This window comes from Pseudophaeobacter sp. A-200-2 (assembly GCF_041008815.1).
Lineage (GTDB): Bacteria > Pseudomonadota > Alphaproteobacteria > Rhodobacterales > Rhodobacteraceae > Phycobacter > Phycobacter gallaeciensis_A.
In genome coordinates, this window is record NZ_JAXGFU010000008.1 from 36,957 (window position 1) to 61,142 (window position 24,186).

Here is a 24,186-nt window from a genome sequence, read left to right on the forward strand (position 1 = left end):
TCGGTTTTCACTTTCAACTCTTCTCCCACCCAAAAGAGGTCGTATGTCTACGAACACCTCCACCACAACTGTATTCAAACGTCGGGAATCCGAAGCGCGCAGCTATTGCCGCGGCTTTGATACCGTCTTTACCTCCGCGCAGGGATCTGAAATGACTGCCCGCGACGGTCAAACCTATATCGATTTTCTGGCCGGCTGCTCGTCGCTCAACTACGGGCACAACGACCCGGACATGAAAGAGGCGCTGATCGCGCATCTGCAGGCCGATGGCATTGCCCATGGTCTTGACATGCACACCGATACCAAGGCCGGTTTCCTCGAGACCTTCGAGAACGTCATCCTGCGTCCGCGCAAGATGGACCACAAGGTGATGTTCACCGGTCCCACCGGTGCCAACGCGGTCGAAGCGGCGATGAAAATTGCCCGCAAGGTGACCGGACGCAGCAATATCGTGGCCTTCACAAATGGGTTTCACGGTGTGACGCAGGGTGCGCTGGCCGCCACCGGCAACGGCTATCACCGCGGCGGCGCCGGACTGCCCCTCAATAACGTGACCCGTCTGCCGTTTGACGGCTACATGGGGCAGGGCACCGATACCGCCGATTACCTAGAGGCGATGCTGAACGATCCGTCTTCGGGTCTGGACGCACCTGCTGCGATCCTGCTGGAGACTGTGCAGGGCGAGGGCGGCCTGAACGCCGCACGCGCCGAATGGGTGCAGCGCATCGCCCGTCTGGCAAAGGAAGCAGGCGCTCTGCTGATCATCGACGACATTCAGGCCGGTTGCGGCCGCACCGGAACCTTCTTCTCGTTCGAAGAGTTCGGCATCGACCCCGACATCGTCACCATGGCGAAATCGGTTTCGGGCTTTGGCCTGCCGATGGCGCTGGTTCTGGTGAAGCCCGAACATGACGTGATGGGTCCCGCGGAACACAACGGCACCTTCCGGGGCAACACCCATGCCTTTGTCACGGCCCGCGTCGCGATCGAGAAATTCTGGTCGGACAGGGCCTTTCAGGATGACATCGCCCGCCGGGCGAAGATCGTCGAAAAGGCCCTGCAGGAGATTGCCGACATGGTGCCCGGCTCGCGGCTCAAGGGGCGCAGCATGATGCGCGGTGTCGATGTCGGATCTGGTGAACTGGCTGGCGATATCTGCGCCCGCGCGTTCCAGAACGGCCTGATTGTCGAAACCTCCGGCCCCAATGATGAGGTCGTCAAGATCCTCGCCCCCCTGACCACGCCCGACGCCCAGCTCGAAGCTGGCCTCAGCATTCTCAAGGATGCCGCGCGGGACGTGATCGGAACAACCAAAGTTGCAGCGGAGTAAGACAATGATTGTCCGTGACTATAACGATATCCTTGAAAAAGACCGCGACCGCGTGGTCAGCGATGCGGAGTGGACCAGCGTCCGTATGCTTCTGGCCGATGATGGGATGGGCTTTTCCTTCCACATCACCTTCCTTGAGGCAGGTTCGGAACATACGTTCGAATACAAGAACCACTTTGAAAGCGTCTATTGCATGCAGGGCACCGGGTCGATCACCGACCTGGCGACCGGCGAGACCCATCACATCCGTCCCGGCGTGATGTATGCGCTCGACAAACACGACCGCCACGTGCTGAAGGCTGACGAACAGCTCGTGATGGCCTGCTGCTTCAATCCGCCCGTTACGGGAACCGAAGTACACCGGGAAGACGGATCCTACGCGGCCCCAGAAACCGTCGAGGCTTAAGCCATGACCCATACTGTAGAAAAGATCGGCGGGACATCCATGTCCCGCCTGAACGAGCTACGGGATACGCTGTTCATCAAGAACGATGAGCCCGAATACGGGCGTATTTTCGTGGTGTCCGCCTTTGGTGGCATCACCAACCTGCTGCTGGAGCACAAGAAGACCGGTGCCCCTGGTGTCTATGCCCGCTTTGCCAATGCCGAGGATGACCACGGCTGGTTCGATGCCCTGAACGAGGTGTCGGCCGCGATGATCGCCGCGCATGAGGCGGTTCTGGACAATGCCGGCGATGTTGCCCAGGCGACCGCCTTTGTGCAGGAACGTATCGAAGGCGCCCGCAACTGTCTGATCGACCTGCAGCGTCTGTGCTCCTACGGACATTTCCGCCTCAACACGCATCTGCTGCAGATCCGCGAGCTGCTCTCTGGTCTCGGCGAGGCGCATTCGGCGCTGGTTGCCGTGCTGATGTTGCAGCGGGCGGGCGTCAACGCGCGTCTGGTGGATCTGTCCGGCTGGCGCGGCGATGCGGATATGTCGCTGGAACAGCGGATTGAAACGGCTCTGGAAGGGGTCGACCCGGCGCAGGAAATGCCCATCGTCACCGGCTACGCGCAATGCGCCGAAGGCCTGATGCGGGAATTCGACCGGGGCTATTCCGAGGTGACCTTCTCGCAGTTGGCGGCGCAGACTGGCGCGCGTGAGGCGATCATTCACAAGGAATTCCACCTGTCCTCTGCCGATCCGAAACTGGTCGGTGCCGAGAACGCCCGCAAACTGGGCCACACCAACTATGACGTGGCGGACCAGATGGCAAACCTCGGCATGGAGGCGATCCACCCCTCGGCGGCAAAGACCCTGCGTCAGTCCGGTGTGCCGCTGCGCGTCACCAACTGCTTTGAGCCCAATGATCCGGGCACGGTTATCGACGATCAACCCGCGCCCAAGGCTGCGGCCGAAATCGTCACCGGCCTTGATATCATTGCGCTGGAGCTGTTCGAACAGGACATGGTCGGCGTCAAAGGCTATGACGCTGCGGTGCTGGACATCCTGACACGCCACAACGTGCGGATCGTGTCGAAGGTGACCAATGCCAATACGGTTACCCACTATCTGGACGCCTCGCTAAAATCGATGCGCCGGGTCGAGGCCGATCTGTTGGCCCGCTTCCCGCAGGCCGAGGTCAACAGCGAAAAGCTGTCGCTGATCTCCGTCGTGGGACGCGATCTGAGTGGCCTGCACGTCCTGGCACGGGGGATGAATGCCCTTGAGAAGAAGGATATTTTGCCGCGCGGTGCAACGCAGGGGCCACGCAATGTGGACACACAGTTCATCCTGCAGCGCGAGGACAAGGACGCAGCCATCGCACTGCTGCATTCGGAGTTCTTCGGATCCACCGAGTCCCAGGCGCTGAAAGCGGCCTAAGAGCGGAAGCGATTTAGGCAAAAACGACCGGTTTTCAGTCGGGTGGCGCGTTTCGTGCCCCGCGTTCTGAAAACTGGTCGTTTTGCGTTTTTACAGATGTGTTCGGGGGCTGTCGAAACACGCGGCCAAAGCATAAGCCTCCACGCGAATGCCTTTTAGGTTATACGCGCTAGGTTTGCCGGGGCGGTCTGCGCAGGGGGGCGCGGCTGCGTTCGTTACCAGCGGCTGTCGCCTTTTGCAGCAGCGCCATGAATTGTTCCTGCTCTTCAGGGCTGAGGCCGGTCAGGATCTCGCCTTGCACCTCGCGTACAAGGGGGTGCGCCCGGGCCAGAACCTCTTTGCCAGTTTCGGTCAGGGTCAGCTGTCGCGCGCGGCGATCCCGCGGGCTGACGGTGCGGTCGATCAGCTGCTTCGCTTCCAGCCGGTCGATCACCTTGCCGAGTGTCGCCCGGTCATAGGCAATAAGCCCCGCAACAGAGGCCTGATCAATGCCAGGGTTGGCATCAATGGCTTTCAGCGCGGCGTATTGAACAGGGGTGAGGTCGATATCGTGGGCGGCGACCTTTTCGGTGAACTGGGCCACCGAAATTTGATGCAAGCGGCGGATCAGGTGACCGGGAAACTGATGCAGATCCAACGCGTGATCATCCTCGTCTTGTGCGTCCATAAACCCTGTTCCGGCTGTTGCTGTCTCGTCCGACTGTGATGCACAGATAAACCAGAATAGTGGGTAAATGGCCACCAAATACGGTGTCGCAGCCGGTCAATCGGCAGCCGGGTCCGCAAAACCCGCTTTCCCTTGTGGATGCAGCGGGCTAGACCCTGTTTCATGGTAAAAAGTTTTTCTTCCCTTCAGGATATGTACGATCATGGCTATGACACCATCATTGATGTGCGTAGCCCGGCCGAATTTGCAGAGGATCACGTCCCCGGTGCCATCAACCTGCCGGTCCTGAACAATGAAGAACGGGCCGAGGTTGGCACGATCTATGTTCAAGAAAGCCCCTTTCTGGCGCGCAAGCTGGGTGCTGCTATGGTGTTCCGGAATGCCGCGCGGCACATCGAAGAGACGCTGAGCCAATACGAAGGCGGCTGGCGGCCGCTGGTCTATTGCTGGCGCGGTGGGCAGCGCTCCGGCAGTTTCACCTATCTGTTGCAGCAGATCGGCTGGCGGGCCGAGATGATCTCAGGCGGCTACCAGTCCTACCGCAGGCTGGTGCATCAGATGTTGTATGAGGACGATCTGCCTTACCGGCTTGTGCTGTTGGATGGCTATACCGGCACGGCGAAGACCGACCTTCTGAAGCATGTGGCAGAGCAGGGCGCGCAGGTGCTGGATCTGGAAGGTCTGGCCAATCATCGCGGCTCGCTTTTGGGGGGCATGCCGGAGGACCAGCCCGGGCAGAAGGCGTTTGAATCTGCGCTTGCGGGGGCGCTGAGCCGTCTGGACCCCAGCCGCCCTGTGCTTGTCGAGGCGGAGTCGAGCAAGGTTGGAGATCGGATCATTCCCCCCAGCCTCTGGAGCCTGATGAAACAGGCGCCACGGATCGAGGTCAGCGCCTCGGTCGAAGAACGATGCCGCTACCTGCTGCGGACCTACAGCGACGGTCTGCCAGATGCGGATACACTGTCCGAAATGCTGGAGCGGCTTCGTGCGCGTCGCTCGAATGCGGTGGTGGATGGCTGGCTGTCCCTGATCGAAGAGGGCGATATGGCAGGCTTGGCGCGCGCCCTGATGGAACAGCATTACGATCCGGCCTACCGCAGTTCACGCCGCAGCATCGGCGTTAATGCCGTGGCAGAAGTACAACTGAAGGATCTGGACGATCAGACGCTGCAATCTGCCGCCACAACCATCTGCGACACGCTTGAAGGTCTGGCCGCAAAGGGTTTTTAAGTCAGAACAATTTGCCCTGCGCCTTGGGTAATCTTCCCGATGAGCGCCGCCGGGTAACCTGCCTCTTTCAGCTGCTGCAGCACCCCTTCGGCCTTGTCCTGCGGTAGGGCCGCGAGCAGGCCGCCAGCGGTCTGCGGGTCGAACAGCAGATCCTGCGCGCCACTGGTGCGCCATTCCGGCAGCAACGCAGCGTTTTCCGGGAATAGCGAGGAGCGGATGCCGCTGTCGGCCAGCTGCGCGGCGCCCTCCATCAGCGGCATGGCGGCAAAATCAATCTCTGCACTGACGCCTGAAGCCTCGCAGATGCCAAGGAGATGCCCGGCCAGACCAAAGCCGGTGACGTCGGTCATCGCGTGGGCTTCGGGTGCCAGAATGCGGGAGGCTGCGGCCTGCGGCTGTGCCATCTGTTCAAGCCCAGCGGTGACCCAGGCGCCTTCGGCCTTGCCTGCCATTTCGGCGGCCATGATTACGCCGGAGCCGAGCGGTTTGGTCAGAACCAATGCATCGCCCGGCTGCGCCCCGGCAAGGGTCACAGGATCCTGGTTGCAAAGCCCGGTGACTGTGAACCCCACAGTCAGCTCATCCCCCAGCGAGGTATGACCGCCGATGATCTCGGCACCTGCATCCTCCATCACGCTGCGCGCGGCGGTCATGATTTCAATCAGGGTCCGTTGCTGCAGGGCTGGCGCCAGACGCGGCAGGATCAGGTTGGCGGTAGCGGCCTGCGGGGCGGCGCCCATGGCCCAGATATCGCCAAGCGCGTGCACCGCTGCGATACGGGCCATCACGAAGGGATCAAGGCTGAAGGCGCGCAGATGATCGGTGCTGATCACCTGCCGCACGTCGCCCATGGTCAGTAGCGCGGCATCATCTCCGGGCAGGGCGGTGACATCCTCACGCAGACTCGCCACGCGCGACACGCCTGCCGCATGCAAGGCGGCGCGCCCGGCCTTGGCACCGCAGCCGCCGCACATGGGTTTGTCGCCCAGCACTGCGGGCAGGTCCAGCGTGTGTTCGGGCGGCAAATCCGGCACCTCCATTTCGGGCAGGCTCCGGAATTGCTCCATGAAGTTCTGATCGATCCGGTCCTTCCAGCGCCAGATCATCGGGCCGGAAAACTGGGTGCCGAACCTTTCTCCCAGCGCTTCCTTGGCGCCCATGGAAATTAGTTTCAGGTAATCCTTCTGCGGCCGGTAGTGGCGCATTGGATCGCCGGTGATGGCGGCGCGCAGATTGTGCAGCAGAACCGGGGCCTGCCGCACTGCGTAGACGCCGGCCTTGGGGCGCGGGGCATAGGCCAGATGGGCGCAATCCCCGGCGGCAAAGACCTGCGGGTCCGAGGTTTGCAGGCTGTCCGAAACGGTAAGGAAGCCGTCCTGTACCTCAAGCCTGGTATCGGCCAGCCAGTCATGCGGGCGCGCCCCGGCAGCGCCGGTGGTGAAGTCCGAGAGAACCTCGCGCCCGCCTTCGAGTTCGATATGGCTGGAATGGATGCGATTGACGGCGGTGTTTTCAACGACGGTGACGCCTTGCTCGGAAAAGGCGCGGCGCAGCCGCTCGCGGATCCCGGCGCTGGCGGTGCCCAGAACCGTGCCGCTGTCGATCAGGGTGGCTTGTTCCAGGCGGCCCCGGCTGCGCAGGGCGTGAGCCATCGCCAGAACCAGCTCGGCTCCGGCCACGCCGCCGCCGATCACCGCGATGCGGGCAGGGCCATCGCCGCCGCGGAACGCGTCCCAGCGGCGGGCAAAACTACCAAGCGGCTTCGCCGGGATGCCATGTTCTGCAAACCCTGGCAGGTCCGGCATGTCGGAGGTAATCCCCACATCGACCGAGGCCACGTCATAAGCGATGTCAGGTCGCCCCGGCACCCTGACGCTGCGGGTGTCTGGATCAAGTCCCTCCGCCGCGCCCTGCACCAGCCGCGCCCCGGCGAAGCGCGCCAGCCGGACCAGATCGATATCAAGATCGCCCCGCGCGTAGTGACCGGCGACAAAGCCGGGCAGCATCCCCGAATAGGGCGCGGTGGGGCCGGGGTTGATCAGCGTCAGCCGGGCGCCGGGCAGCGGGCGCATCCCCCATTTCAGCAGCACCAGCGCATGGGCATGCCCGCCTCCGATCAAAACCACATCTTTGGTTTGGGGCAGGCGGGAGGTATCCATTTCGGTGGCTCACTTTCTGTTTCTGGGGCCGTGGGCCAATGGCCCGGGGTGGGGCTATTGCGGCTGATCTGTGCTTTCGGGATCTTCCGGCGGGGTGTTGTGGGTGGCCCAGATCGCATCCGGTCCAGCCGAAGGCAGAGTGCCTGTTTCCTCGCGACGGTGAATGTGCACCTTGGCGATGAAATGCGCGGTCACCGGGGCGGTCAAGAACAGAAACAGCGTGATCATCAATTCGTGTAGCGACAGGCGCCCTTCAAAGGCGATCGCGTGCACCATCGAGGCAAGAAGAACCCCGCCTACGCCCAGCGTCGTCGCCTTGGTCGGAGCGTGCAGCCGCGACATCGGGTCGTTGAGTTTCAATAGGCCGTAGGAGCCGACAAAGCCGAACACACCAGCCATGACCAGAAAGCCTGCAATCAGAACGTCGAGTATCATATCCATAAGAGCCTCACTCGATGATGTTGCCGCGCAGGATAAAGCGCGCGTAGGCCACGGTTGAAACGAAACCGAGCATGGCGATGATCATCGCCGCTTCGAAAAAGATCTCGGTTCCGAGCGCCAGCCCATAAAGAACCATCAGCGCGATGGCGTTGATGAACATGGTATCAAGCGCCAGAATACGGTCGGCCATGGCGGCTGCGAACATCACCTTCCAGAGGTTCATCAACAGCGCCAGCGCAAAGCAGACAAAAGCAAAAAGAGCCGCAGTTTCAATCATTCGAAAATCTCCATCAGGCGGCGCTCGTAGCGCTCTTTGATTTCGTCCCGAACCGCATCAGGGTCGTCGCAATCAAGGCAATGCACCAGCAGCGCGTGACCTTCGGCGGAAACATCTGCAGTGACGGTGCCCGGCGTCATGGTGATGGTGCCAGCCAGCACGGTGATCGCCTCGGGGGTGCGCAGCTCCAGCGGAACGGTGACCCAGTTGGGCTGCCGCTTTGCGTTAGATTTGAACACCACGATCCGCGCCACGGTGATATTGGCAACAACGATGTCCCAGATCACGATCAGGATATAGGCCGCGATCTTGACCGGGTGTTTCATGCGCAGTTGCTGCGGCCAGAACGGCTGGGTCAGGAAGGGGATCAGCAGCCCCAGCAGAAAACCAAAGACCAGCGAGTTCAGCGTGAAGCTGTTGACGATGAGAACCCAGGTGAGGGTCAGCAGCAGCGTCAGCACCGGGTGCGGCAGAAGTCGATGCATCAGTTTCATTCCCCGGTCCTCCCCAGGACGGTGTCAATATAGGCATCCGGCGCAAAGAGTTGCGCGGAGGTGGCCTCGGCGTAGTCCATCATCGGACCTGCAAAGACGGTCAGCAGGATCAGCCCGGCCAGAAGGCCGAAGCTGGCCACGAAAGGCAGGGACGAACCGCGTTGCGCCTGCACCGGCGCCTCTTCTGTGTCATCCGCTTCCACTTCGCTTTCAGCATCCTCTTGCGGTGCAAGTCCGTGACTTTTCCAGAAGATCAGGCTGCCCGCCCGCGCCAGACCGATGATGGTAATTAGCGACGACACCAGAATGACGCCCCAGATCCACCAGACAAGATCATGCCCACGCGCAGCATCCATCACCAAGAGCTTGCCCAGAAAGCCGGACAGAGGCGGCATGCCCGCCATGGCGATGGATCCACCAAAGAACAGCGCCGCGATCAGCCCGCTTTGCTTCATCACCGGTTTCGGGGCGATATCGCCTCCCTGACGTTCCATCACCATATCGGCGACCAGGAACAGGAAGGCGGTCGCAAGGGTGGAATGCACGGTGTAGTAAAGCGCAGCACCGACCGAGGCTGGCGTGAACAGCGCTACCGCCGTCAGCAGGGTTCCCATCGAGGTGATGGCACCAAAGGCCACAAGCCGCCCGATCTCTCGCGCGCCAAGAACACCGATAGCCCCGACCGCAAGCGTCAGAAGCGCTGCAGGCAGCAGCCAGTCTCCGGCCAAACCTGCAGTGATCTCGGCCTCGGGGCCGAAGACCAGCGTGTACATGCGCAGGATGGCATAGGCGCCGACCTTGGTCATGATCGCAAACAGGGCCGCCACTGGCAAAGGCGCGTTGGCATAAGAGGCTGGCAGCCAGAAATGCAGCGGCAGCACCGCAGCCTTGATGGCAAACACCAGCAACAGCATGATCGCGCCGACCCGCAACAGGGCAGTATCCTCGGCCGGAAGCTCGGCCACCCGCACCGCCAGATCGGCCATGTTAAGCGTGCCGGTCACGGAATAGAGCGTGCCAAGAGCAAACAGGAACAGTGTCGATCCCAGCAGGTTGTAGACGACATATTGCACACCGGCCTGGAACCTTGTGGCGCCGCCTGCGTGGATCATCAGACCATAAGAGGCGATCAGCAGGACCTCGAAGAAAACGAAGAGGTTGAAGGCGTCGCCGGTCAGGAAGGCACCGATGATACCCATCAGCTGGAACTGGAACAGCGCATGGAAATTGGCGCCGCGCGCGTCCCAGCCGGTTCCGATGGCGTATAGCACCACCGCCAGCGCCAGCACCGCCGTCAGGACGATCATCATCGCTGACAGCCGGTCCAGGACCAGCACGATGCCAAAGGGCGCAGGCCAGTCGCCGAGCTCATAGACCTGTACCGTGCCATCGGCGGCCTGGCTGGCCAGAACCAGAGTGATCAGGGCAATCGCAACCGTGCTGGCAATCGAGAAGATGCGTTGCAGATCCAGATGATAGCGCACCACCATGATGATGAAGGGGGCAACAATCGCAGGCAGAACGATGGGGGCAATCAGAAGATGGTTCATGCGTCCTCTCCCGACTGCGTATCGCTGGTCATGTCGATGCGGTCATCGCGCGAGGACAGGAACGCCCCCAGCGCGATCATCACCACAACCGCCGTCATCCCGAAAGAGATCACGATCGCCGTCAGAACCAGCGCCTGCGGCAGCGGATCCGTGTAGGCGACTTCCTCGTATTTGTTGAGGATGGGCGGCGCGTTGACCATCAGGCGCCCGGTGGCGAACAGGAAGACGTTCACCGCATAGGACACCAGCGACAGGCCCAGGATCACCGGAAAGGTGCGTTTGCGCAGGATCAGGTAGATCCCTGCGGCGGTCAGGATACCAACAGCCGAAGCAACCAGAAGTTCCATGCTCAGACCTCGTTTTCGTTCTTGGGCTCGTCATCGCGGGCCGGGTTGATGTCCATGGCGTATTCCGAGGAAATCCCCGGCTGCCAGGCAAAGCGGGAGAGGCTTTCGAGCGCGAGCAGCACCGCGCCGACCACCGCCAGGAAGACGCCGAGGTCGAACAGCGCCGCGGTGGCCCATTCGAATTCTTTCAGCGGCGGCCAGTGGATATAGCCGAAGGCGGATGTCAGGAAGGGCATGTCGTTGAACCAGGCGCCGATACCGGTGGCGGCGGCGATCAGCACGCCGGAGCCAATGATACCGTGGTAGTAGAACCGCTGCCGTTCAGAGGTCCAGGCAAAGCCCGAGGCCATGTATTGCATGATGACAGCAATGGCCGCGATCAGACCGGCGATAAAGCCGCCGCCCGGCAGGTTGTGACCCCGGAAGAAGATATAGGCCGCCACCATCAACGCCAGCGGCATCATCACGCGGGTCGCCACCACCATCATCATCGGGTGGGCATCGCCTGCCTGCGGCAGATCCGGTTTTCGGTTCAGCAGATAGGCCCGCACGCGGGTGCCCAGAACCGCCTCGGTCAGGGCATAGATGACCAGTGCCGCGATGCCGAGAACGATAATCTCGCCAAAGGTATCAAAGCCCCGGAAATCCACCAGAATGACGTTCACCACATTGGTGCCGCCGCCGCCCTTGTAAGAGTTGGCGAGGTGGAATTCGGAAATGCTGGGCGCCGCGAAATCGCGCGTCATCAGCGCATAGATCAGCCCGCCTGCGCCAAGACCGGCCACAACGGCGATGGCACCATCACGCAGCCGGATCAGCGCCGGGGTCTCGACCGGGGTTTCCTTGGGCATGAAGTTCAGCGCTAGCAGCATCAGCACGATGGTCACAACCTCGACCGAAAGCTGGGTCAGCGCCAGATCGGGGGCCGACAGGTAGTTGAACGACATGGAGACCACCAGACCCACGACACCGATCAGAACCAGCGCCAGCAGGCGGTTGCGGTGACGCGCAACGATCAGCAGCGTCGCCAGTACCAGGCTGAGCCACCCGAGCGCCGGGATCGCGCCGATTTCCTGCAGGCTGCGGGTTGCCGGGCCAGTGGTGCCGGTGGAATAGGCATACCAGCTGATCGCCACGGTAAAGCTGATCATAACCGCGCCATAGCGGGTGATCGAGCCATTGTGCAGCCCGTCGGTCACCGCCTTGGCCAGACGCGCCAGCACCGCCATCAGGGCATCAAAGATATCCTTGGCCTCGGGGCGGGGGGCGGCGTTCCAGGCGCGCATCAGGGGCTTGTGCAGCGCGAGCAGCAACGCACCGCCGCCCACAGCCACCAGCGACATGTAAAGGGCGGGCGTCAAACCATGCCATAGTTTCAGCGAGTAATAGGGCAGCTCTTCTCCGCCAATCACGGCGCCTGCGGCCACGGCCACCAGTGGCCCGGCGATCTTGGCCGAGAACAGGCCGATCAGCACCACCAGCGTGATCAGGAAGGCCGGTGCCAGCCACATGCCCGCACCCGGATCATGGGGATGCGCGGGATAGTCGTCCCGCTTGGGGCCAAAGAAGACATGAACGATGAAGCGGAAGGAATAGGCTGCCGAGAACAGCGCCGCGATCAGTGCAAGGCCCGGCACCAGATAGTGCGATCCGGCCCAGACCGTGTGTACGGTTTCCTCCAGCATCATCTCCTTGGACAGGAAGCCGTTGAAGGGCGGGATACCCGCCATCGACAGGGCGGCGACAAAGGCGATGGTAAAGGTCACCGGCATCAGGTGGCGCAGACCGCCCAGACGTTTGATGTCTCGGGTGTGCGCCTCGTGATCGACGATCCCGGCCGACATGAACAGTGCCGCCTTGAAGGTGGCGTGGTTGATGATGTGGAATACTGCGGCAACCGCTGCGATCTTGGTGCCAAACCCCAGAAGCATGGTGATCAGGCCCAGATGGCTGACGGTGGAAAAGGCCAGAAGACCTTTTAGATCATCCTTGAACAGGGCAATTACGGCACCGATGAGCATGGTCACAAGGCCGGTGGTCGCCACGATGTAGAACCACTCCGGGGTGCCGGACAGAACCGGCCACATCCGCGCCATCAGGAACAGGCCTGCTTTCACCATGGTGGCGGAGTGCAGATAGGCCGAAACCGGCGTCGGCGCCGCCATGGCGTGGGGCAGCCAGAAATGGAACGGGAACTGTGCCGATTTGGTGAAACAGCCCAGCAGGATCAGGATCAGCGCGGGCAGGTAGAGCGGCGACGCCTGGATAAGGTCCTTGTTCTCTAGGATCACGCTCAAATCATAAGAGCCGACGATATTGCCGAGGATCAGCATGCCCCCGATCATCGCTAGGCCACCGGAGCCGGTCACGGTTAGCGCCATACGCGCGCCCTGACGCCCTTCGGGCAGGTGTTTCCAGTATCCGATCAGCAGGAAGGACGACAGCGAGGTCAGCTCCCAGAACACCAGCAACAACAGGATGTTATCTGAGAGGACGATGCCGACCATCGCACCCTGGAACAGCAACAGGTAGGTGTAGAACTGCCCCATGGGATCTTCGCGCGACAGGTAAAACCGTGCGTAAAGGATGATCAGCATTCCGATCCCAAGGATCAGCGTAGCAAAGAGAAACCCAAGCCCATCCAGAAAGAAATTCGCATTGAGCCCCAGACCGGGCAGCCAGTCGAATGTGGCTGTGATGACCTCTCCGCGAAATACAGCGGGGGCATGCAGCAGAAGGCCGGTTAGGGCCAGGAAGGTGGTCAGACCAGCCGCCGAAGCGGAGGCGTTACGCCCCGCCCGGATCAGCAGAGCGGGAAAGACCGCTCCTAGAAAAGGCAGGGCCGCAATCAAAAACAGGGACACGTGCAGATCTCCTGGTAGGGCTAGGCGAATTTTGACTTTGCCTAAGCAATTTTTCGCTTCTGTGCCAGCCCCGCAGGCCCGGTTCTGAGGAAGATCGGGCAAATGACGCTGGAATTGTTGGACATTGCGCCACTACTTGGGGCTGGGGGGCGGAGTTGACAAGATTTTGAATGGCCAAAATTCGCCCTCTGTGCTGATCGGGAATACAAATGCTGCTAGAACGGTGTCCAAAGGGATGGCACCCGCCCGAAACACGGCGCTGCGGGGCGTGTTTTCCCGGATATTGGAGAGACGCAGATGCAAGACCCAATCAGTGCGGAGACCCAGGAGGCCAGCGGGCGGCCGGTCACTATGTCGCGGCGCAAGCTGTTGTCCTCTGCGGGCATCCTTCTGGGCGCTGCGGCGGTCGGCGCGGTGGCCTGGCGATATCGGCCCGCGCCGGATCACGACCGTCCGCGCCTGTCCGTGGCCGAGGCGTTTTCCGCCGCCGGAGCGGGGTCGATCACCTTGGTCGACATTCGCACCCCCCGGGAATGGCGCAGTACCGGCGTTCCGGTCGGCAGCGTCCAGATTGACATGCGTCGTGACGATTTTACTGACGCACTGTCCCGTGCATTGGGTGGCAACCGGGCCGCGCCGGTGGCGCTGATCTGCGCCCGCGGTGTGCGTTCGGCCCGGATGGTGCGGCGCATGGCAGAGGCAGGGTTTTCACAGATCATGGATGTGCCCGAAGGCATGCTCGGCTCTGGTGCCGGACCGGGATGGATCGCGGGCAACCTGCCGGTGGCGCGGTGGCAGGGCTAGGCCCCGCGCGCCGACGGCGCAGCCTGATCCGGCGCCGGGCCGGAGGAATTTTTCTTTCGTTGCTCGTGGCGGCACTCTGCTCGGGCCCTGCGCTGGCAGGCTGCGGCGCTGCAGAAGAAGCTTGCGATCTGCCGTCCGGTGACTACCACATCGCCACACCCGATCCGGGCGCCTCGGCCAGTACGGAAGCAAAAGGCACTCCGGCGGTGGTGTTTCTGCACGGCTATGGCGGTTCGGGCACCGGGGTGCTGCGCAACCGCGCCTTGGTTCAGGGGGTGCAGGAGCGGGGCTATGCGCTGATCGCGCCGACCGCCTTGCCGCGCTGGAATGGCAAGAGGTCGTGGAACTTTCTGCCTGGCGCCGAGGGACGGGATGAGGCGCAGTTCCTGCAACAGGTCCTTGGCGATGCGGAGTCGCGGTTCGGCATCGACCGGCAGAGGGTTGTTCTTGCTGGATTCTCCGCCGGGGCCTTTATGGTGAACTACCTCGCCTGCGCCCATCCCGGGGATTTTGCTGCCTTCGCTCCGGTGGCGGGAGGATTCTGGCGACCACGGCCCGAGACTTGCGCCGGTCCGGTGCGGTTGCTGCATACTCACGGCTGGGCCGACAAGGTCGTGCCACTGGAGGGGCGCATTCTGGGCAGCAGCACGCGCGAACAGGATGATATCTTTGCCGGGCTGGCCCTGTGGCGGCAGGTGAACGGCTGCGCCGATGACGCACCTGATCGCCTGTGGGTTACCGGAGCAGAGCTGCATCGCCGCTGGGATTGCCAATCCGGGGGCGATATTGAACTGACGCTCGGTCCGGGGGGGCACCGCATTCCGGACACTTGGCCGATGCGGGTCGTCGAATGGTTTGAGCGGACCCCGGACTGACGCCCGGGGCACGCGGTTCTTCTATTCCGCCGCTGAACGGTGGTCAGGTGCCCCGGCAAAGACGCGTTCAACCGCTTTGCGATAGGTCCGGGCGGTCTGGGCGATACGGGGTTCGGCAAAAACCTCGCGCGTACCCATCCAGAACCTGAGTCGAAGCGCGGGACGCATCCCCGACAGGGCCGACAGCGGCAGCACCAGTACCAGCGACAGGGCAATTGGCGCCAGCCAGACGGAAACCATCCCGGCCAGGATCCCGGCGCTGATCGCAAGACCGCTGGTGAATTCGAGTGCATGACAGATCAGCATGGTCTTCAGCCCATAGCGCCCGCCGTCACGCGCCTGCGGCGCCCAGCCCCGTTGCAGGCGCAGGGCGCTACGCAAGACGGCGATCATCTGCTGCACCATCAGGATCGGCGCATAAAGGATTGCCAGCAGGATTTCGGAGACTACGGAGAGCGCGAACTGCCGACCGCCGCCATAATCCGATAGCCGCGCGCCAGTCAGGGGTAGCGCGGCAAGGGCCAGAAGTTTCGGCGCCAGCAGCATCGCATAGATAACCAGGATCACGGCGACATGGCGCGGCTCTGACATATCCGGCCAGGAGGGGCGCAGCGGGTCGGCGGGGCTGAAATACTGCAGCGCCGAGGTTTCCCCGTCTTCTCCGATCAGCGCCCATATCACCAGAAGCGCAAACCAGATCGGCGCCATCAGGTACCCGATCGCCCCATGCAAGAGATGGAACCGTGAAATCGCGCAGAAACCCTGCGCGCTCAGCAGTTTCAGGTGCTGCAGATTGCCCTGGCACCAGCGCCGGTCGCGCAGGATGTGGTCGATCAGGGTGGGCGGTGTCTCCTCGTAAGAGCCCTGGATGCGGGGTAGGAAATGCACGCCCCAGCCGGCCCGGCGCAACAGACCTGCCTCGACGAAATCATGGCTCATGATCAGGGTCTTGCCGCCGAATGTCTGTTGCAGCTCGGGCAGCCCGGCGCAGGCGGCAAAGGCGCGGGTGCGCAGGATGGCGTTATGGCCCCAGTAGTTGCCCTCGGCGCCGACCCAGCGTGCCAGCCCTTCGGCCATGGCAAGGCCATAGACCCCGTTGGCAAACTGCTGCATGCGGCCAAAGACGGATCTGGCGCCGATCAGCTGTGGGAAGCTCTGGATCAGTCCGGCTGCCGGATCTCGGCGCAGCGCATCGGCCAGTTGGGCAATCGCCCGGCCAGTCATCAGACTGTCGGCATCCAGCACCAGCATGGCGTCATAGCCGCCACCCCAGCGGCGCACCCAATCCGCGATATTGCCCGCCTTGCGCCCGGTGTTGTCCTCGCGGCGGCGATAGTAGAGCCGGATACCGGGCGGTAGCGCGGCGCGCAGTGTCTCGACGCCCGCCAGTTCCTGCGCCGCGATCCGCTCATCCCGGGTGTCAGAGAGGATGAACATGGCGTAATCATGCGCGCCGCCCCAGGCATGTAGATCCTCCAGCATAGTGCGGGCGTTGCCGAACACGGCGGCCGGATCTTCGTTGTGGACGGGCACCAGCACCGCAACGGTAAGCGGCGGCGTGTCGGGTGCGATGGGACCGGTCGGAGCCCGGCGCTCGGCCTCTTGCCTGCGCTGCCACAGGCTGAACAGGCCCAGAAGCACGGTGGAGACCGAAAAGCAGATCCAGAAGAAATTGAAGGCAATGAGCGCCAGAAGCAGAACCTCGATCATCATGAAGCCGCCATCGGCAAACCAGCCTTGCATCACGAAGGTCAGCAAGGCGGTTGCAACCATCGCCGGGGAAAAGGCGATAACCCGCCAGAGCGCCACGCGCATCTGCGGCGCGGTCCCGGGGGCGCTCATGTCGCGGAAAGCGGCGCCAAAGTTCTGCTCTGGCATCGCCATGGGCTGTTCGGGCGGCAGCATCTTCGCCGCAGAGGGGGCGGAGATCAGATCTTTCATGCGGTCCACCTGTAAAGCCAGACTTCGGTGGCAGGCTGCCCGTCCCGGCGCAGCGCCGCCCGTAGCTCCACAAGGGAGCGGTCACCGGGTTCAAAGCTGAAGGCGAGCCGCAGGCCACCAGTGGCCGGATTGCGCTGCAGGACCCCGGTGCTGAGCTCGACATGCGGCGAGGAAAGCACGACGTCGAAGTTTTCGGGATCGCCTGCCAAAAGCGGATGATCTTCGAAGTCCACGGTCATGATCCGCCCCGGGTCACCAAAGATACGTGCGCCCGCAGCGGTGTCCACCACCTGCGCCAGCGTACCATTGGGGCCGGTGCCCCAGGTCAGGCGGTAATCAAGCCGCACCTCGGCTCCGGCAGGATAGGGCGTACGCGGGCGCCAATAGGCGACGATATTGTCGTAGATTTCCTTGTCCGCCGGGATCTCTACCAGCGTGACGGCGCCCTTGCCCCAATCGCCCTTGGGTTCGACCCAGAGGCTGGGCCGGTCCTGATAATGCGCCTCAAGATCGGCGAAGTCCGACAGGTTGCGGCTGCGCTGCATCAACCCGAAACCTCGGGGGTTCTCGTCTACAAAGGAGGACACCTGCAGCTGCGCCGGATTGGCCAGTGGTCGCCACAGGGTTTCGCCGTTGCCATTCTCGATCAAAAGCCCATCGCTGTCGTGCACGGCGGGGCGGAAATCGTCGAACCGGTTGCGGTTGGTGCGATCAAACAGGAACATCGAGGTCAGCGGCGCGATCCCTGCATGGGTCAGCTCTTCGCGTGGGAACAGCGTTGCTTCGACCTCCATCACGCAGGCGGCGCCTGGGGTGATGGTGAACCGGTAGGCGCCTGCGGCCGAAGGCGAATCCATCAGCGCATGCACGACCATGTGGCGCTGGCCGGGGGCAGGGGCCTCCAGCCAGAATTCAATAAACTCGGGGAATTCCTCGCCTTCGGCGTCGCCGGTGTGAAGGGCCAGCCCGCGCGCCGACAGCCCATAGGCCTGCCCGATGCCGATGGCCCGGAAATAGCTGGCGCCCTGAAAGACACAGAATTCATTCTTCTTGCCCGGCTCGCTCAGCTCGGTGCGCAAGCGAAAGCCCGAATACCCCAGCGCTCCTTCGGTGCTGAGATCCGGCGCCTTGTCTGTCTTGTCAAACAGGGTCAGATCAAAGGCAACAGGCTGCGCCAGCCCGTCCGCGACGCTGTGCATCTGCACCGCACGGGGGAAATAGAGGCCCGGCAGGAAGAAATCGACATTATAGCTGCGTTCCGTCTTGCTCCACAGCGCGTCGCGGCTGCGGAACCAGCGGGTCTGATAATCCTCATAGGTGAGATCCAGCCAGTCCTGCGGCACCTTAGCACGCGTGTGATAAGGCATCTGTGCCAGCATGCGGGCCTTGTCAATAACATCCTGATGCCGGAACGGGACGGAGGCGGCCTTGGTCGCGAGCGGAGCTGTCAGCGCAAGGCCGGAGACACCGGCAAGGAAACCGCGGCGCGAAAGACGGCTCATCGCTTTGCCCTCCAGGGGTGGGATTTGAACCAGGCGGCGGCAAAGGCACAGGCGATGATCAGGCAGAACCCGGCGATATTTGCCGCAGCGGTGATCAGGATGCCCCGGTCAGTCTGATCCAGCGCAAAGCCGATCAGACGGGCCAGCGCCATCGAGAAGACGAAGACCGCAAGGGACTGTTGCCCGACCTTGGTGATGATGCGCAGGGCAAAGGACCAGAGCCGCGCCAGCCCCGAATGACCGGAGGCGATCAGCCGCTGACCACCAGCTCCGGCGGCCACCCAGCCGAGATAGGCCAGTGCCAAAAAGTGCGCATAGCGCAACAGGCCGAAATCGGTTTTCTCGCGCCACTCGTCCGTGAAGGCCCAGGCCGGGCGGATGGCGGCGGCCAGATCGTCGTTCCAGGCCTCAACCCACAGGAAGACCTTCCAGGAGCCAAAGGGGGCAGAGAAGATCAGGAAGGCTGCAGATACAAGCACCAGTGCCCGCGACACGGGCGGCGCCGGAAGCCAGCCTTTCATGAAGGCAAAGCCCGTGAAAAACAGCAATTGCCAGCCGAAGGGGTTGAAGAACCATTCCCGCGCCGACCAGGGTTCGGCAGGCAGGGATGCTCCGTCCGGTCCAAGGCCGATCATATAGGGGTTCGCGGCCAGCCAGATCAGCGCCGAAGCTGCGGCAACGGTCCAGAGGCCGATGCGCTCCAACCCCATCATCAGCGGCATCAGCGCCAGCACCACCAGATACATTGGCAGGATGTCAAAGTAGTTCGGCACATAGGTCAGGGTGAACAGGCCCACCAGCTGTGGCATCGGGTCATTGAAGAAATGGCCAAGGTTCAGAGAGTTGACGTAGCTTTTTTCAAAGACACCGGTCAGGTCCAGTGCCGCCATGGTCATGGCGACAAAGAAGAACAGGCCGATATGAGCCCAGAATACCTGCCAGCAGCGGAATACCACCCGGGCAGTGCCCATCAGCCAGCCACGGCGTGCAAAGGACCCGCCAAAGGCGATGGCCGAGGCCATGCCCGAGCAGAAGACAAAAATCTCGGTCGCATCGGAAAACCCGAACCGGGCTGGGATCCAGCCGGTCCAGCGGTTGCCGGGAATATGGGCAACCAGGATGATGAACATGGCAATGCCGCGATAGAAATCGAGCCGCGGGTCGCGGACGCGCTTTTGCCCGCCTGCCGGGGCTGGGGCATGCTCCGATGCGGGCGCACGGCGGGTGTTGGCCGCTGCCGGACCTGCCACGGTCGGAATTTCTGCTGTGGGAGCGGGGAACTTGGAAATACGCGCCATCGTTAAGCGGTGTCCTTCCTGTCAATCAAACATTGTGGCGGCGATGTAAGGGCGCGCCCGAGGCCTGGACCGGCATCCGGGCGCGATCCGATCATTTCGCAGATCACTCGGCCGGCAGGCTGCGGCTGTCCGGCTGATTGCGCGCCTCGCTGATCAGGGCACGGCGGGCCAGAGCATAGTTGTCCTCGGCGCCACCGCGCTGGGCGCGGCGGCTGTCCAGCATCCGGGATACCTCGCTCAGGCGACCTGCGCGGATCCCGGCATCGATGGTCATGCGTTCAAAAACGTCGCGCTGGGCGTGGCTGCCACCGGCCAGTTGCATGGAGCCACGGGCCTGCGCCAGGTGGTCAAAGGCCAGCGCGAAATCACCTTCGCCAAAGGCCTCCAGCCCGCTGGCGGCGGCTCGGCCGGGATCTGCCATGCGCTGCCGCGCCTCGTCCCCGCCTGCGGCTGCCGCATCGGCGTGGATACGCTGCACCATCCGGGTGGTTTCATCCGGGCGCCCGCGCCCGGCCAGCGCCAGAAGGTAGTGCAGGTCGGCAAAAATCAGGCTGCCATCCTCGGTCCGGGCGGCGCAGAGGTCGGAAAGTTCTTCCCAGCGGTTGCCGACGGCAATGCCTTCCAATTCCAGCCGCATCAGCAGCGAGGTGGCATTGGAAATATCGCGGTAATCGTCGGTCTTGTCCTGGCGGATCTCGCGGTCGTAAAGGTCAAGAACGGTGTCGGTCTGGCCCAGGTCCAGATGCATCAGCGCCTTGTGCCACCAGACGTGATAGCGGAAGTTGTTGCAATGGCTCCAGGCCTCTTCGCGGCCGGTCAGCCAGTCGAGTCCGGCCTTGGCGTTGCCGGTCATGTCATGCACATGCGCCACCGCATGCAGGCCCCAGGCATCATCCGGCGCCATCCAGAGTGCCTGACGCCCCGCAGTCTCCGCCTTACTGTAGTCGCCGGTTTCCTCCAGCGCGAAGGCGTGACAGCCAAGCAGATAGCCGCGCCCGGGGTGATCCGGCGCATAGGCGGGCATCACCCGTTCCACTGACCGGCGCATCCCGGCGCTGTCGCCAAGGACGAAACGGATCGCCTGGCTCATCTTCATGGCAAGGCTGTCGGCAGGGTGAGAGCGCAGGACCTGCTCCAGCTTCTCAACGGCGGCGGTGGGGCGGCCCGCCAGCCACAGCTCCAGCGCATCGGCGAAGAGCCGCTCCCGGGGCAGGGCAGAGGCATAGGCGATGCGGGCAGCAGCCAGCGCATCGCGGGCAGGGGTGCGCATTTCGCGGCGGCCCAGCAGCAGCAGGAACAAACCCTTGGCAGCCTGCCCAAGGGTGAATTCGGGGGCGGCTTCCAACAGCTTACCCAGATGCACCGGGGCCTCTGCGCTGTGCGACAGAACCCCGATCTGAACCGCGTTCCACAGATCCAGCATTTCGGGATCTTTCAGGCTCGTCTCCTGTCCGAAGAGATCATGTGTCATTTGGGTCCAATCCTTACCACCGGTGTTGTTCACTAGGGGAAGGTTAGAACAGTGGTTTTCATCGCGCGACGGGCGCTCTCGCTTTGGTGAAGGCGCGTGTTTGAAGGTGGGGAAACCCGCTGAAACCTGTAATATTTGCGGGCAATTTCCCGCCAGACGGGTCTTTGAAACGCAAAACGCCCACCACGAAGGCAGGCGTTTGCCGGTTTTTGTAACATTCGGCCGGATCGTGCCGGGCAGAATATGGCCTAAGCCTTGGAAAACGGGTCCTCGGCGCCGAGAATCCGGTCGCTGTCAGCGCCGCAGCTGGGCGGTGCGTGGCGGTAGGTGACCGGGGTGCGCGAGAAATTGAGCGGATTTCCAAGCAGTTTCACGGGAGTGTCCCCGGCCTGCATGTCGATGGCCATGCCCCGCGCAGCCACCTGATCGGAGGCAAAGACCCGGTCGAGCGTCTGCACCGGACCGGCGGTCACCTTGCGGGCCTCCATCGCGGCGATCACCTCGTCCATGGTGAAGCGTTTGAGCGCCGGGATCATGATGTCGTTGAGCGCTGCGCGATGCTCTAGCCGCGCCGGGTTGGTGGCAAAACGGGGATCGTCTGCAAGGCCTTCGAGCCCGAGGAACTCCATCACGCGCCGGAACTGGGCATCGTTGCCCACCGCCAGGATGACGTGGGAGTCCGAGGTCTCGTAGACGCCATAAGGCATGATGCTGGGGTGTTCGTTGCCGCGCCGGGTCGGCAAGGTGCCGGTGTTGAGATAGGCGACGCCTTCGTTGATCAGCCAGGCAATGGTGCTGTCGACCAGAGCCAGGTCGATCTGCTGCCCTTCACCGGTTTTTTCCTGGTGGCGCAGCGCAGCCAGAATGCCAATGCAGGCATACATACCGCACATCACATCGGCGATGCCGGTGCCAACCTTCACGGGCTGCCCCTCGGGATCGCCGGTGAGTGACATGATGCCGCTAAGCCCCTGCGCCACAAGATCATATCCCGGGCGGTGGTTGTTGGGGCCGGTCTGCCCGTAGCCCGAGATCGAGCAGTAGACCAGCCGGGGAAACTCATCCTTGAGGCTGGCATAATCCAGCCCGTATTTCGCCAGTCCGCCGGGTTTGAAATTCTCGATCAGGATATCGGCCTCGGCAGCGAGCCTGCGGATCTCGGCCTGACCTTCGGAGGTGGTGATATCCACCGCGACCGAGCGTTTGTTGCGGTTGGCGGCCATGTAGTAGGCCGACAGATCCGTGGGGTTGCCGTCGGCGTCCATGGCATAGGGTGGGCCCCATTGGCGGGTATCGTCACCCCCCGATTTGGGGTTTTCCACCTTGATGACCGTGGCGCCGAGATCGCCCAGCAGCTGGGTACAGGTGGGGCCGGCCAGAATGCGCGACAGGTCGAGAACCTTGACCCCATCAAGGGCCCCGTGTGGCAGCGTGTCAGATGCGTCCATCATATCCTCCGGGTTCGATTTCGGCAGAGATGACAGTGAAACGATCAGAAGCCAAGGCATCGGTGAGGGCGGCGCGCAGTTCGGTGCGGTTACGTACCGTCACGCCGTTGCCGCCAAAGGCCCGGCCCATCGCGGCAAAATCGTGCCGGGCGAAATCGACGCCGCGGTTTTTAAGCTGGCGTTGACGCTGTTTCAGCTCAATCAGGGCGAGGCTGGCATCGGCAAAGACCACGAAGATCGGCGCCACATCCAATTCGGCAGCGGTGGCCAGATCCCCGGCCACCATTAGGAAGCCTGCATCGCCGGAAAAGCTGACGACGGGACGGTCTGGCTGCGCCAGCTTGCGCCCGATCGCCATCGGCACGGCGCAGCCCATTGTGCAAAGCCCGGATGACTGGATCAGCCCGCGCGCCTCGTTGCACTGCCACATCTGGCTGAGCAAGATCCGGTGGGCCCCACTGTCTGCGGTGGCTAGCGTCTCGGCAGGCAGAGTGGCGCGGCATTCGGCGATCACGCCCGCCGGTCCCCAGCTGTCATCCTGCGGATCAAAGGCGGTGTGCAGCGCCTGTTGCGCGGTGCTCAGCTCTCCGCCGGGCCAGCGCGTCGGTGCTGTCTCGGCTTTTTCCGTCAGGGCATCCAGCGCGGGGGTAAGCGGCGCCACGATGTTGAGGCTGGCCTGATGCATGTAATGGGTGTTGGGTTCGGCAGCGATCTCGATCACGCGCTGGTGGGTTGGGTCCCAAGCGTTGCGCCAGCCGGGGCGCATTTCGATAGGATCATAGCCAAGCGACAGGATCAGATCCGACTGCGCCGCCAGCGGCAACAGGTGGCTGTCGGCCAGGGGGGACAGCCCGGCGCCGCCAAGGCACAGGGGGTGATCTTCGGGCAGGATGCCCTTCGCCTTGTAGCTGGTGACAAAGGGGATCTGATGCGCCTCCAGAAAGGCGCGAAGGGCAGGACCCGCGCCTTCGGCCACCGCATCAAGTCCGATGATGGCCAAGGGACGCTCGGCCTGCGCCAGCCAACTGCGCGTCTGCGCCAGTGTGTTATTGTCTGGCTGGGTGGGCGCAGCAGGCGCGCGGCGGAAGTTGCGATCCCTGGCAGGGGCATCCGCGACCGAGATCGGCACGTCGATATGCACCGGACCATTGCGCGGCTCGGTGGCGATGGCGACCGCCTTGTCTGCGATCACGTCAGCCGCATCCGCATCCAGACGGAAGGTCGCCTTGGTGATGGAGGCAAAGACGGCGCCATGGTCGAGCACCTGATGGGTGTAGCTTTGCGCCTCGGCAGCATCGACGCAGCCGGTGAGAACCAGCATCGGCACCCGGTCCTGATGGGCGTTGGCCACCACATTGACCCCGTTGAGCGCGCCGGGGCCGAGGGTGGCAACCAGAATGACCGGGGCGCCATCGGCATGATGCACACCTTCGCCCATGAAGCCGGCAGCGTTTTCGTGTTTCGCCAGATGGAAGGTGATGCCTGCCGCCTCTAGCGCGTCGACCAGCGTCAGCACCTCGCCGCCGGGCATGCCAAAGGCGTGGCGGCATCCGGCCGCATAAAGGCGCCGGGCCAGAACGTCGGCGGCGCGTAAACTGTCAGTCATGGCGATCTGTTCCTATCTGATGTCAGAGCCAGATTGCCTGCCCTGACGCGGGGC

The 24,186-nt window shown here is 62.9% G+C and carries 20 protein-coding genes; 6 read left to right on the plus strand and 14 right to left on the minus strand.

Annotated features, from left to right (window positions below):
* Window positions 1–43: 43 nt before the first annotated feature.
* From ectB to SM766_RS13000, 3 genes are read left to right on the plus strand one after another with little or no spacing between them, the layout of a single operon-like run.
* Window positions 44–1,330, plus strand: coding sequence for a diaminobutyrate--2-oxoglutarate transaminase (gene ectB, locus SM766_RS12990; protein ID WP_368948039.1), 1,287 nt, complete (start codon window positions 44–46; stop codon window positions 1,328–1,330).
* A gap of 4 nt (window positions 1,331–1,334) precedes the next feature.
* Window positions 1,335–1,736 carry an ectoine synthase gene (locus SM766_RS12995; RefSeq protein ID WP_274833388.1) on the plus strand — a complete coding sequence of 134 codons (402 nt, stop codon included), beginning with the start codon at window positions 1,335–1,337 and terminating at the stop codon, window positions 1,734–1,736.
* A gap of 3 nt (window positions 1,737–1,739) precedes the next feature.
* Window positions 1,740–3,158 carry an aspartate kinase gene (locus SM766_RS13000; protein WP_274835949.1) on the plus strand — a complete coding sequence of 473 codons (1,419 nt, stop codon included), beginning with the start codon at window positions 1,740–1,742 and terminating at the stop codon, window positions 3,156–3,158.
* Between the two features lie 169 nt (window positions 3,159–3,327).
* Here SM766_RS13000 and SM766_RS13005 read toward each other — a convergent pair whose 3' ends face one another.
* A complete protein-coding gene (locus tag SM766_RS13005; RefSeq protein ID WP_368948040.1) occupies window positions 3,328–3,825 on the minus strand; it encodes a MarR family winged helix-turn-helix transcriptional regulator in 498 nt (165 codons plus the stop codon).
* A gap of 162 nt (window positions 3,826–3,987) precedes the next feature.
* Here SM766_RS13005 and mnmH point away from each other — a divergent pair, with 162 nt between their 5' ends.
* Window positions 3,988–5,055 (plus strand): tRNA 2-selenouridine(34) synthase MnmH, encoded by a 1,068-nt coding sequence (mnmH, locus tag SM766_RS13010; RefSeq protein WP_368948041.1) that lies wholly within the window; start codon window positions 3,988–3,990, stop codon window positions 5,053–5,055.
* Here the strand turns inward: mnmH and selD are convergent.
* Genes selD through SM766_RS13045 form a run of 7 tightly spaced genes read right to left on the minus strand, consistent with a single transcriptional unit; the run spans window position 5,052 to window position 13,187 of the window.
* Window positions 5,052–7,214, minus strand: a complete 2,163-nt coding sequence (gene selD / locus SM766_RS13015; RefSeq protein ID WP_368948042.1) for a selenide, water dikinase SelD — start codon at window positions 7,212–7,214, stop codon at window positions 5,052–5,054. The two genes, mnmH and selD, sit on opposite strands and share 4 nt — an antisense overlap.
* A gap of 54 nt (window positions 7,215–7,268) precedes the next feature.
* Window positions 7,269–7,655, minus strand: coding sequence for a Na+/H+ antiporter subunit G (locus SM766_RS13020; protein ID WP_065270587.1), 387 nt, complete (start codon window positions 7,653–7,655; stop codon window positions 7,269–7,271).
* A 7-nt stretch (window positions 7,656–7,662) separates the two neighbouring features.
* The gene (locus SM766_RS13025; protein WP_065270586.1) at window positions 7,663–7,932 is read right to left on the minus strand and encodes a K+/H+ antiporter subunit F; all 270 of its coding nucleotides are present in this window, start codon (window positions 7,930–7,932) and stop codon (window positions 7,663–7,665) included.
* Window positions 7,929–8,426, minus strand: coding sequence for a Na+/H+ antiporter subunit E (locus SM766_RS13030; protein WP_065270585.1), 498 nt, complete (start codon window positions 8,424–8,426; stop codon window positions 7,929–7,931). Before SM766_RS13030 ends, SM766_RS13025 begins: the two co-directional genes overlap by 4 nt.
* Entirely contained in the window at window positions 8,423–9,976 is a 1,554-nt protein-coding gene (locus SM766_RS13035; RefSeq protein WP_368948043.1) for a monovalent cation/H+ antiporter subunit D, read from the minus strand. Before SM766_RS13035 ends, SM766_RS13030 begins: the two co-directional genes overlap by 4 nt.
* A complete protein-coding gene (locus tag SM766_RS13040) occupies window positions 9,973–10,323 on the minus strand; it encodes a Na+/H+ antiporter subunit C (protein ID WP_065270583.1) in 351 nt (116 codons plus the stop codon). The genes SM766_RS13035 and SM766_RS13040 overlap by 4 nt, the downstream gene beginning before the upstream one ends.
* Window positions 10,324–10,325: 2 nt before the next feature.
* The gene (locus tag SM766_RS13045; RefSeq protein ID WP_368948044.1) at window positions 10,326–13,187 is read right to left on the minus strand and encodes a monovalent cation/H+ antiporter subunit A; all 2,862 of its coding nucleotides are present in this window, start codon (window positions 13,185–13,187) and stop codon (window positions 10,326–10,328) included.
* Window positions 13,188–13,484: 297 nt separating this feature from the next.
* Between SM766_RS13045 and SM766_RS13050 the strand changes: the two genes are divergently transcribed.
* Together SM766_RS13050 and SM766_RS13055 are read left to right on the plus strand one after the other, a co-directional pair.
* The gene (locus tag SM766_RS13050; RefSeq protein ID WP_368948045.1) at window positions 13,485–13,991 is read left to right on the plus strand and encodes a rhodanese-like domain-containing protein; all 507 of its coding nucleotides are present in this window, start codon (window positions 13,485–13,487) and stop codon (window positions 13,989–13,991) included.
* A 59-nt stretch (window positions 13,992–14,050) separates the two neighbouring features.
* Entirely contained in the window at window positions 14,051–14,866 is an 816-nt protein-coding gene (locus SM766_RS13055) for a CE1 family esterase (protein ID WP_490363358.1), read from the plus strand.
* Window positions 14,867–14,887: 21 nt separating this feature from the next.
* Here SM766_RS13055 and mdoH read toward each other — a convergent pair whose 3' ends face one another.
* The 6 genes from mdoH to SM766_RS13085 all read right to left on the minus strand — a co-directional run bounded on the left by mdoH (window position 14,888) and on the right by SM766_RS13085 (window position 24,132).
* Window positions 14,888–16,807: a glucans biosynthesis glucosyltransferase MdoH gene (gene mdoH / locus SM766_RS13060; RefSeq protein ID WP_368948046.1), complete on the minus strand. Its 1,920-nt coding sequence runs from the start codon at window positions 16,805–16,807 to the stop codon at window positions 14,888–14,890.
* Window positions 16,804–18,309, minus strand: coding sequence for an OpgD/OpgG family glucan biosynthesis protein (locus SM766_RS13065; protein WP_368948047.1), 1,506 nt, complete (start codon window positions 18,307–18,309; stop codon window positions 16,804–16,806). Before SM766_RS13065 ends, mdoH begins: the two co-directional genes overlap by 4 nt.
* A complete protein-coding gene (locus SM766_RS13070) occupies window positions 18,306–19,607 on the minus strand; it encodes an OpgC family protein (RefSeq protein WP_368948048.1) in 1,302 nt (433 codons plus the stop codon). The genes SM766_RS13065 and SM766_RS13070 overlap by 4 nt, the downstream gene beginning before the upstream one ends.
* Before the next feature lie 103 nt (window positions 19,608–19,710).
* On the minus strand, window positions 19,711–21,078 hold the full coding sequence (locus SM766_RS13075) for a tetratricopeptide repeat protein (RefSeq protein WP_368948049.1): 1,368 nt from the start codon (window positions 21,076–21,078) through the stop codon (window positions 19,711–19,713).
* A gap of 248 nt (window positions 21,079–21,326) precedes the next feature.
* Window positions 21,327–22,526: a CaiB/BaiF CoA transferase family protein gene (locus tag SM766_RS13080; protein ID WP_490363359.1), complete on the minus strand. Its 1,200-nt coding sequence runs from the start codon at window positions 22,524–22,526 to the stop codon at window positions 21,327–21,329.
* Complete coding sequence (locus tag SM766_RS13085) at window positions 22,513–24,132, minus strand: thiamine pyrophosphate-binding protein (RefSeq protein WP_368948051.1); 1,620 nt, start codon at window positions 24,130–24,132, stop codon at window positions 22,513–22,515. The genes SM766_RS13080 and SM766_RS13085 overlap by 14 nt, the downstream gene beginning before the upstream one ends.
* Window positions 24,133–24,186: the final 54 nt, after the last annotated feature.

What these genes read in the sequence shown, in the direction of transcription:
- SM766_RS13065 (WP_368948047.1), bottom strand. Translation starts at nt 18,309, where the DNA reads ATGAGCCGTCTTTCGCGCCGCGGTTTCCTTGCCGGTGTCTCCGGCCTT.
- SM766_RS13070 (WP_368948048.1), bottom strand. Translation starts at nt 19,607, where the DNA reads ATGGCGCGTATTTCCAAGTTCCCCGCTCCCACAGCAGAAATTCCGACC.
- ectB (WP_368948039.1), top strand. Translation starts at nt 44, where the DNA reads ATGTCTACGAACACCTCCACCACAACTGTATTCAAACGTCGGGAATCC.
- selD (WP_368948042.1), bottom strand. Translation starts at nt 7,214, where the DNA reads ATGGATACCTCCCGCCTGCCCCAAACCAAAGATGTGGTTTTGATCGGA.
- SM766_RS13080 (WP_490363359.1), bottom strand. Translation starts at nt 22,526, where the DNA reads ATGGACGCATCTGACACGCTGCCACACGGGGCCCTTGATGGGGTCAAG.
- SM766_RS13020 (WP_065270587.1), bottom strand. Translation starts at nt 7,655, where the DNA reads ATGGATATGATACTCGACGTTCTGATTGCAGGCTTTCTGGTCATGGCT.
- SM766_RS13030 (WP_065270585.1), bottom strand. Translation starts at nt 8,426, where the DNA reads ATGAAACTGATGCATCGACTTCTGCCGCACCCGGTGCTGACGCTGCTG.
- SM766_RS13005 (WP_368948040.1), bottom strand. Translation starts at nt 3,825, where the DNA reads ATGGACGCACAAGACGAGGATGATCACGCGTTGGATCTGCATCAGTTT.
- SM766_RS13050 (WP_368948045.1), top strand. Translation starts at nt 13,485, where the DNA reads ATGCAAGACCCAATCAGTGCGGAGACCCAGGAGGCCAGCGGGCGGCCG.
- SM766_RS13085 (WP_368948051.1), bottom strand. Translation starts at nt 24,132, where the DNA reads ATGACTGACAGTTTACGCGCCGCCGACGTTCTGGCCCGGCGCCTTTAT.
- SM766_RS13000 (WP_274835949.1), top strand. Translation starts at nt 1,740, where the DNA reads ATGACCCATACTGTAGAAAAGATCGGCGGGACATCCATGTCCCGCCTG.
- SM766_RS13075 (WP_368948049.1), bottom strand. Translation starts at nt 21,078, where the DNA reads ATGACACATGATCTCTTCGGACAGGAGACGAGCCTGAAAGATCCCGAA.
- SM766_RS13025 (WP_065270586.1), bottom strand. Translation starts at nt 7,932, where the DNA reads ATGATTGAAACTGCGGCTCTTTTTGCTTTTGTCTGCTTTGCGCTGGCG.
- SM766_RS13040 (WP_065270583.1), bottom strand. Translation starts at nt 10,323, where the DNA reads ATGGAACTTCTGGTTGCTTCGGCTGTTGGTATCCTGACCGCCGCAGGG.
- SM766_RS12995 (WP_274833388.1), top strand. Translation starts at nt 1,335, where the DNA reads ATGATTGTCCGTGACTATAACGATATCCTTGAAAAAGACCGCGACCGC.
- SM766_RS13035 (WP_368948043.1), bottom strand. Translation starts at nt 9,976, where the DNA reads ATGAACCATCTTCTGATTGCCCCCATCGTTCTGCCTGCGATTGTTGCC.
- mnmH (WP_368948041.1), top strand. Translation starts at nt 3,988, where the DNA reads ATGGTAAAAAGTTTTTCTTCCCTTCAGGATATGTACGATCATGGCTAT.
- mdoH (WP_368948046.1), bottom strand. Translation starts at nt 16,807, where the DNA reads ATGAAAGATCTGATCTCCGCCCCCTCTGCGGCGAAGATGCTGCCGCCC.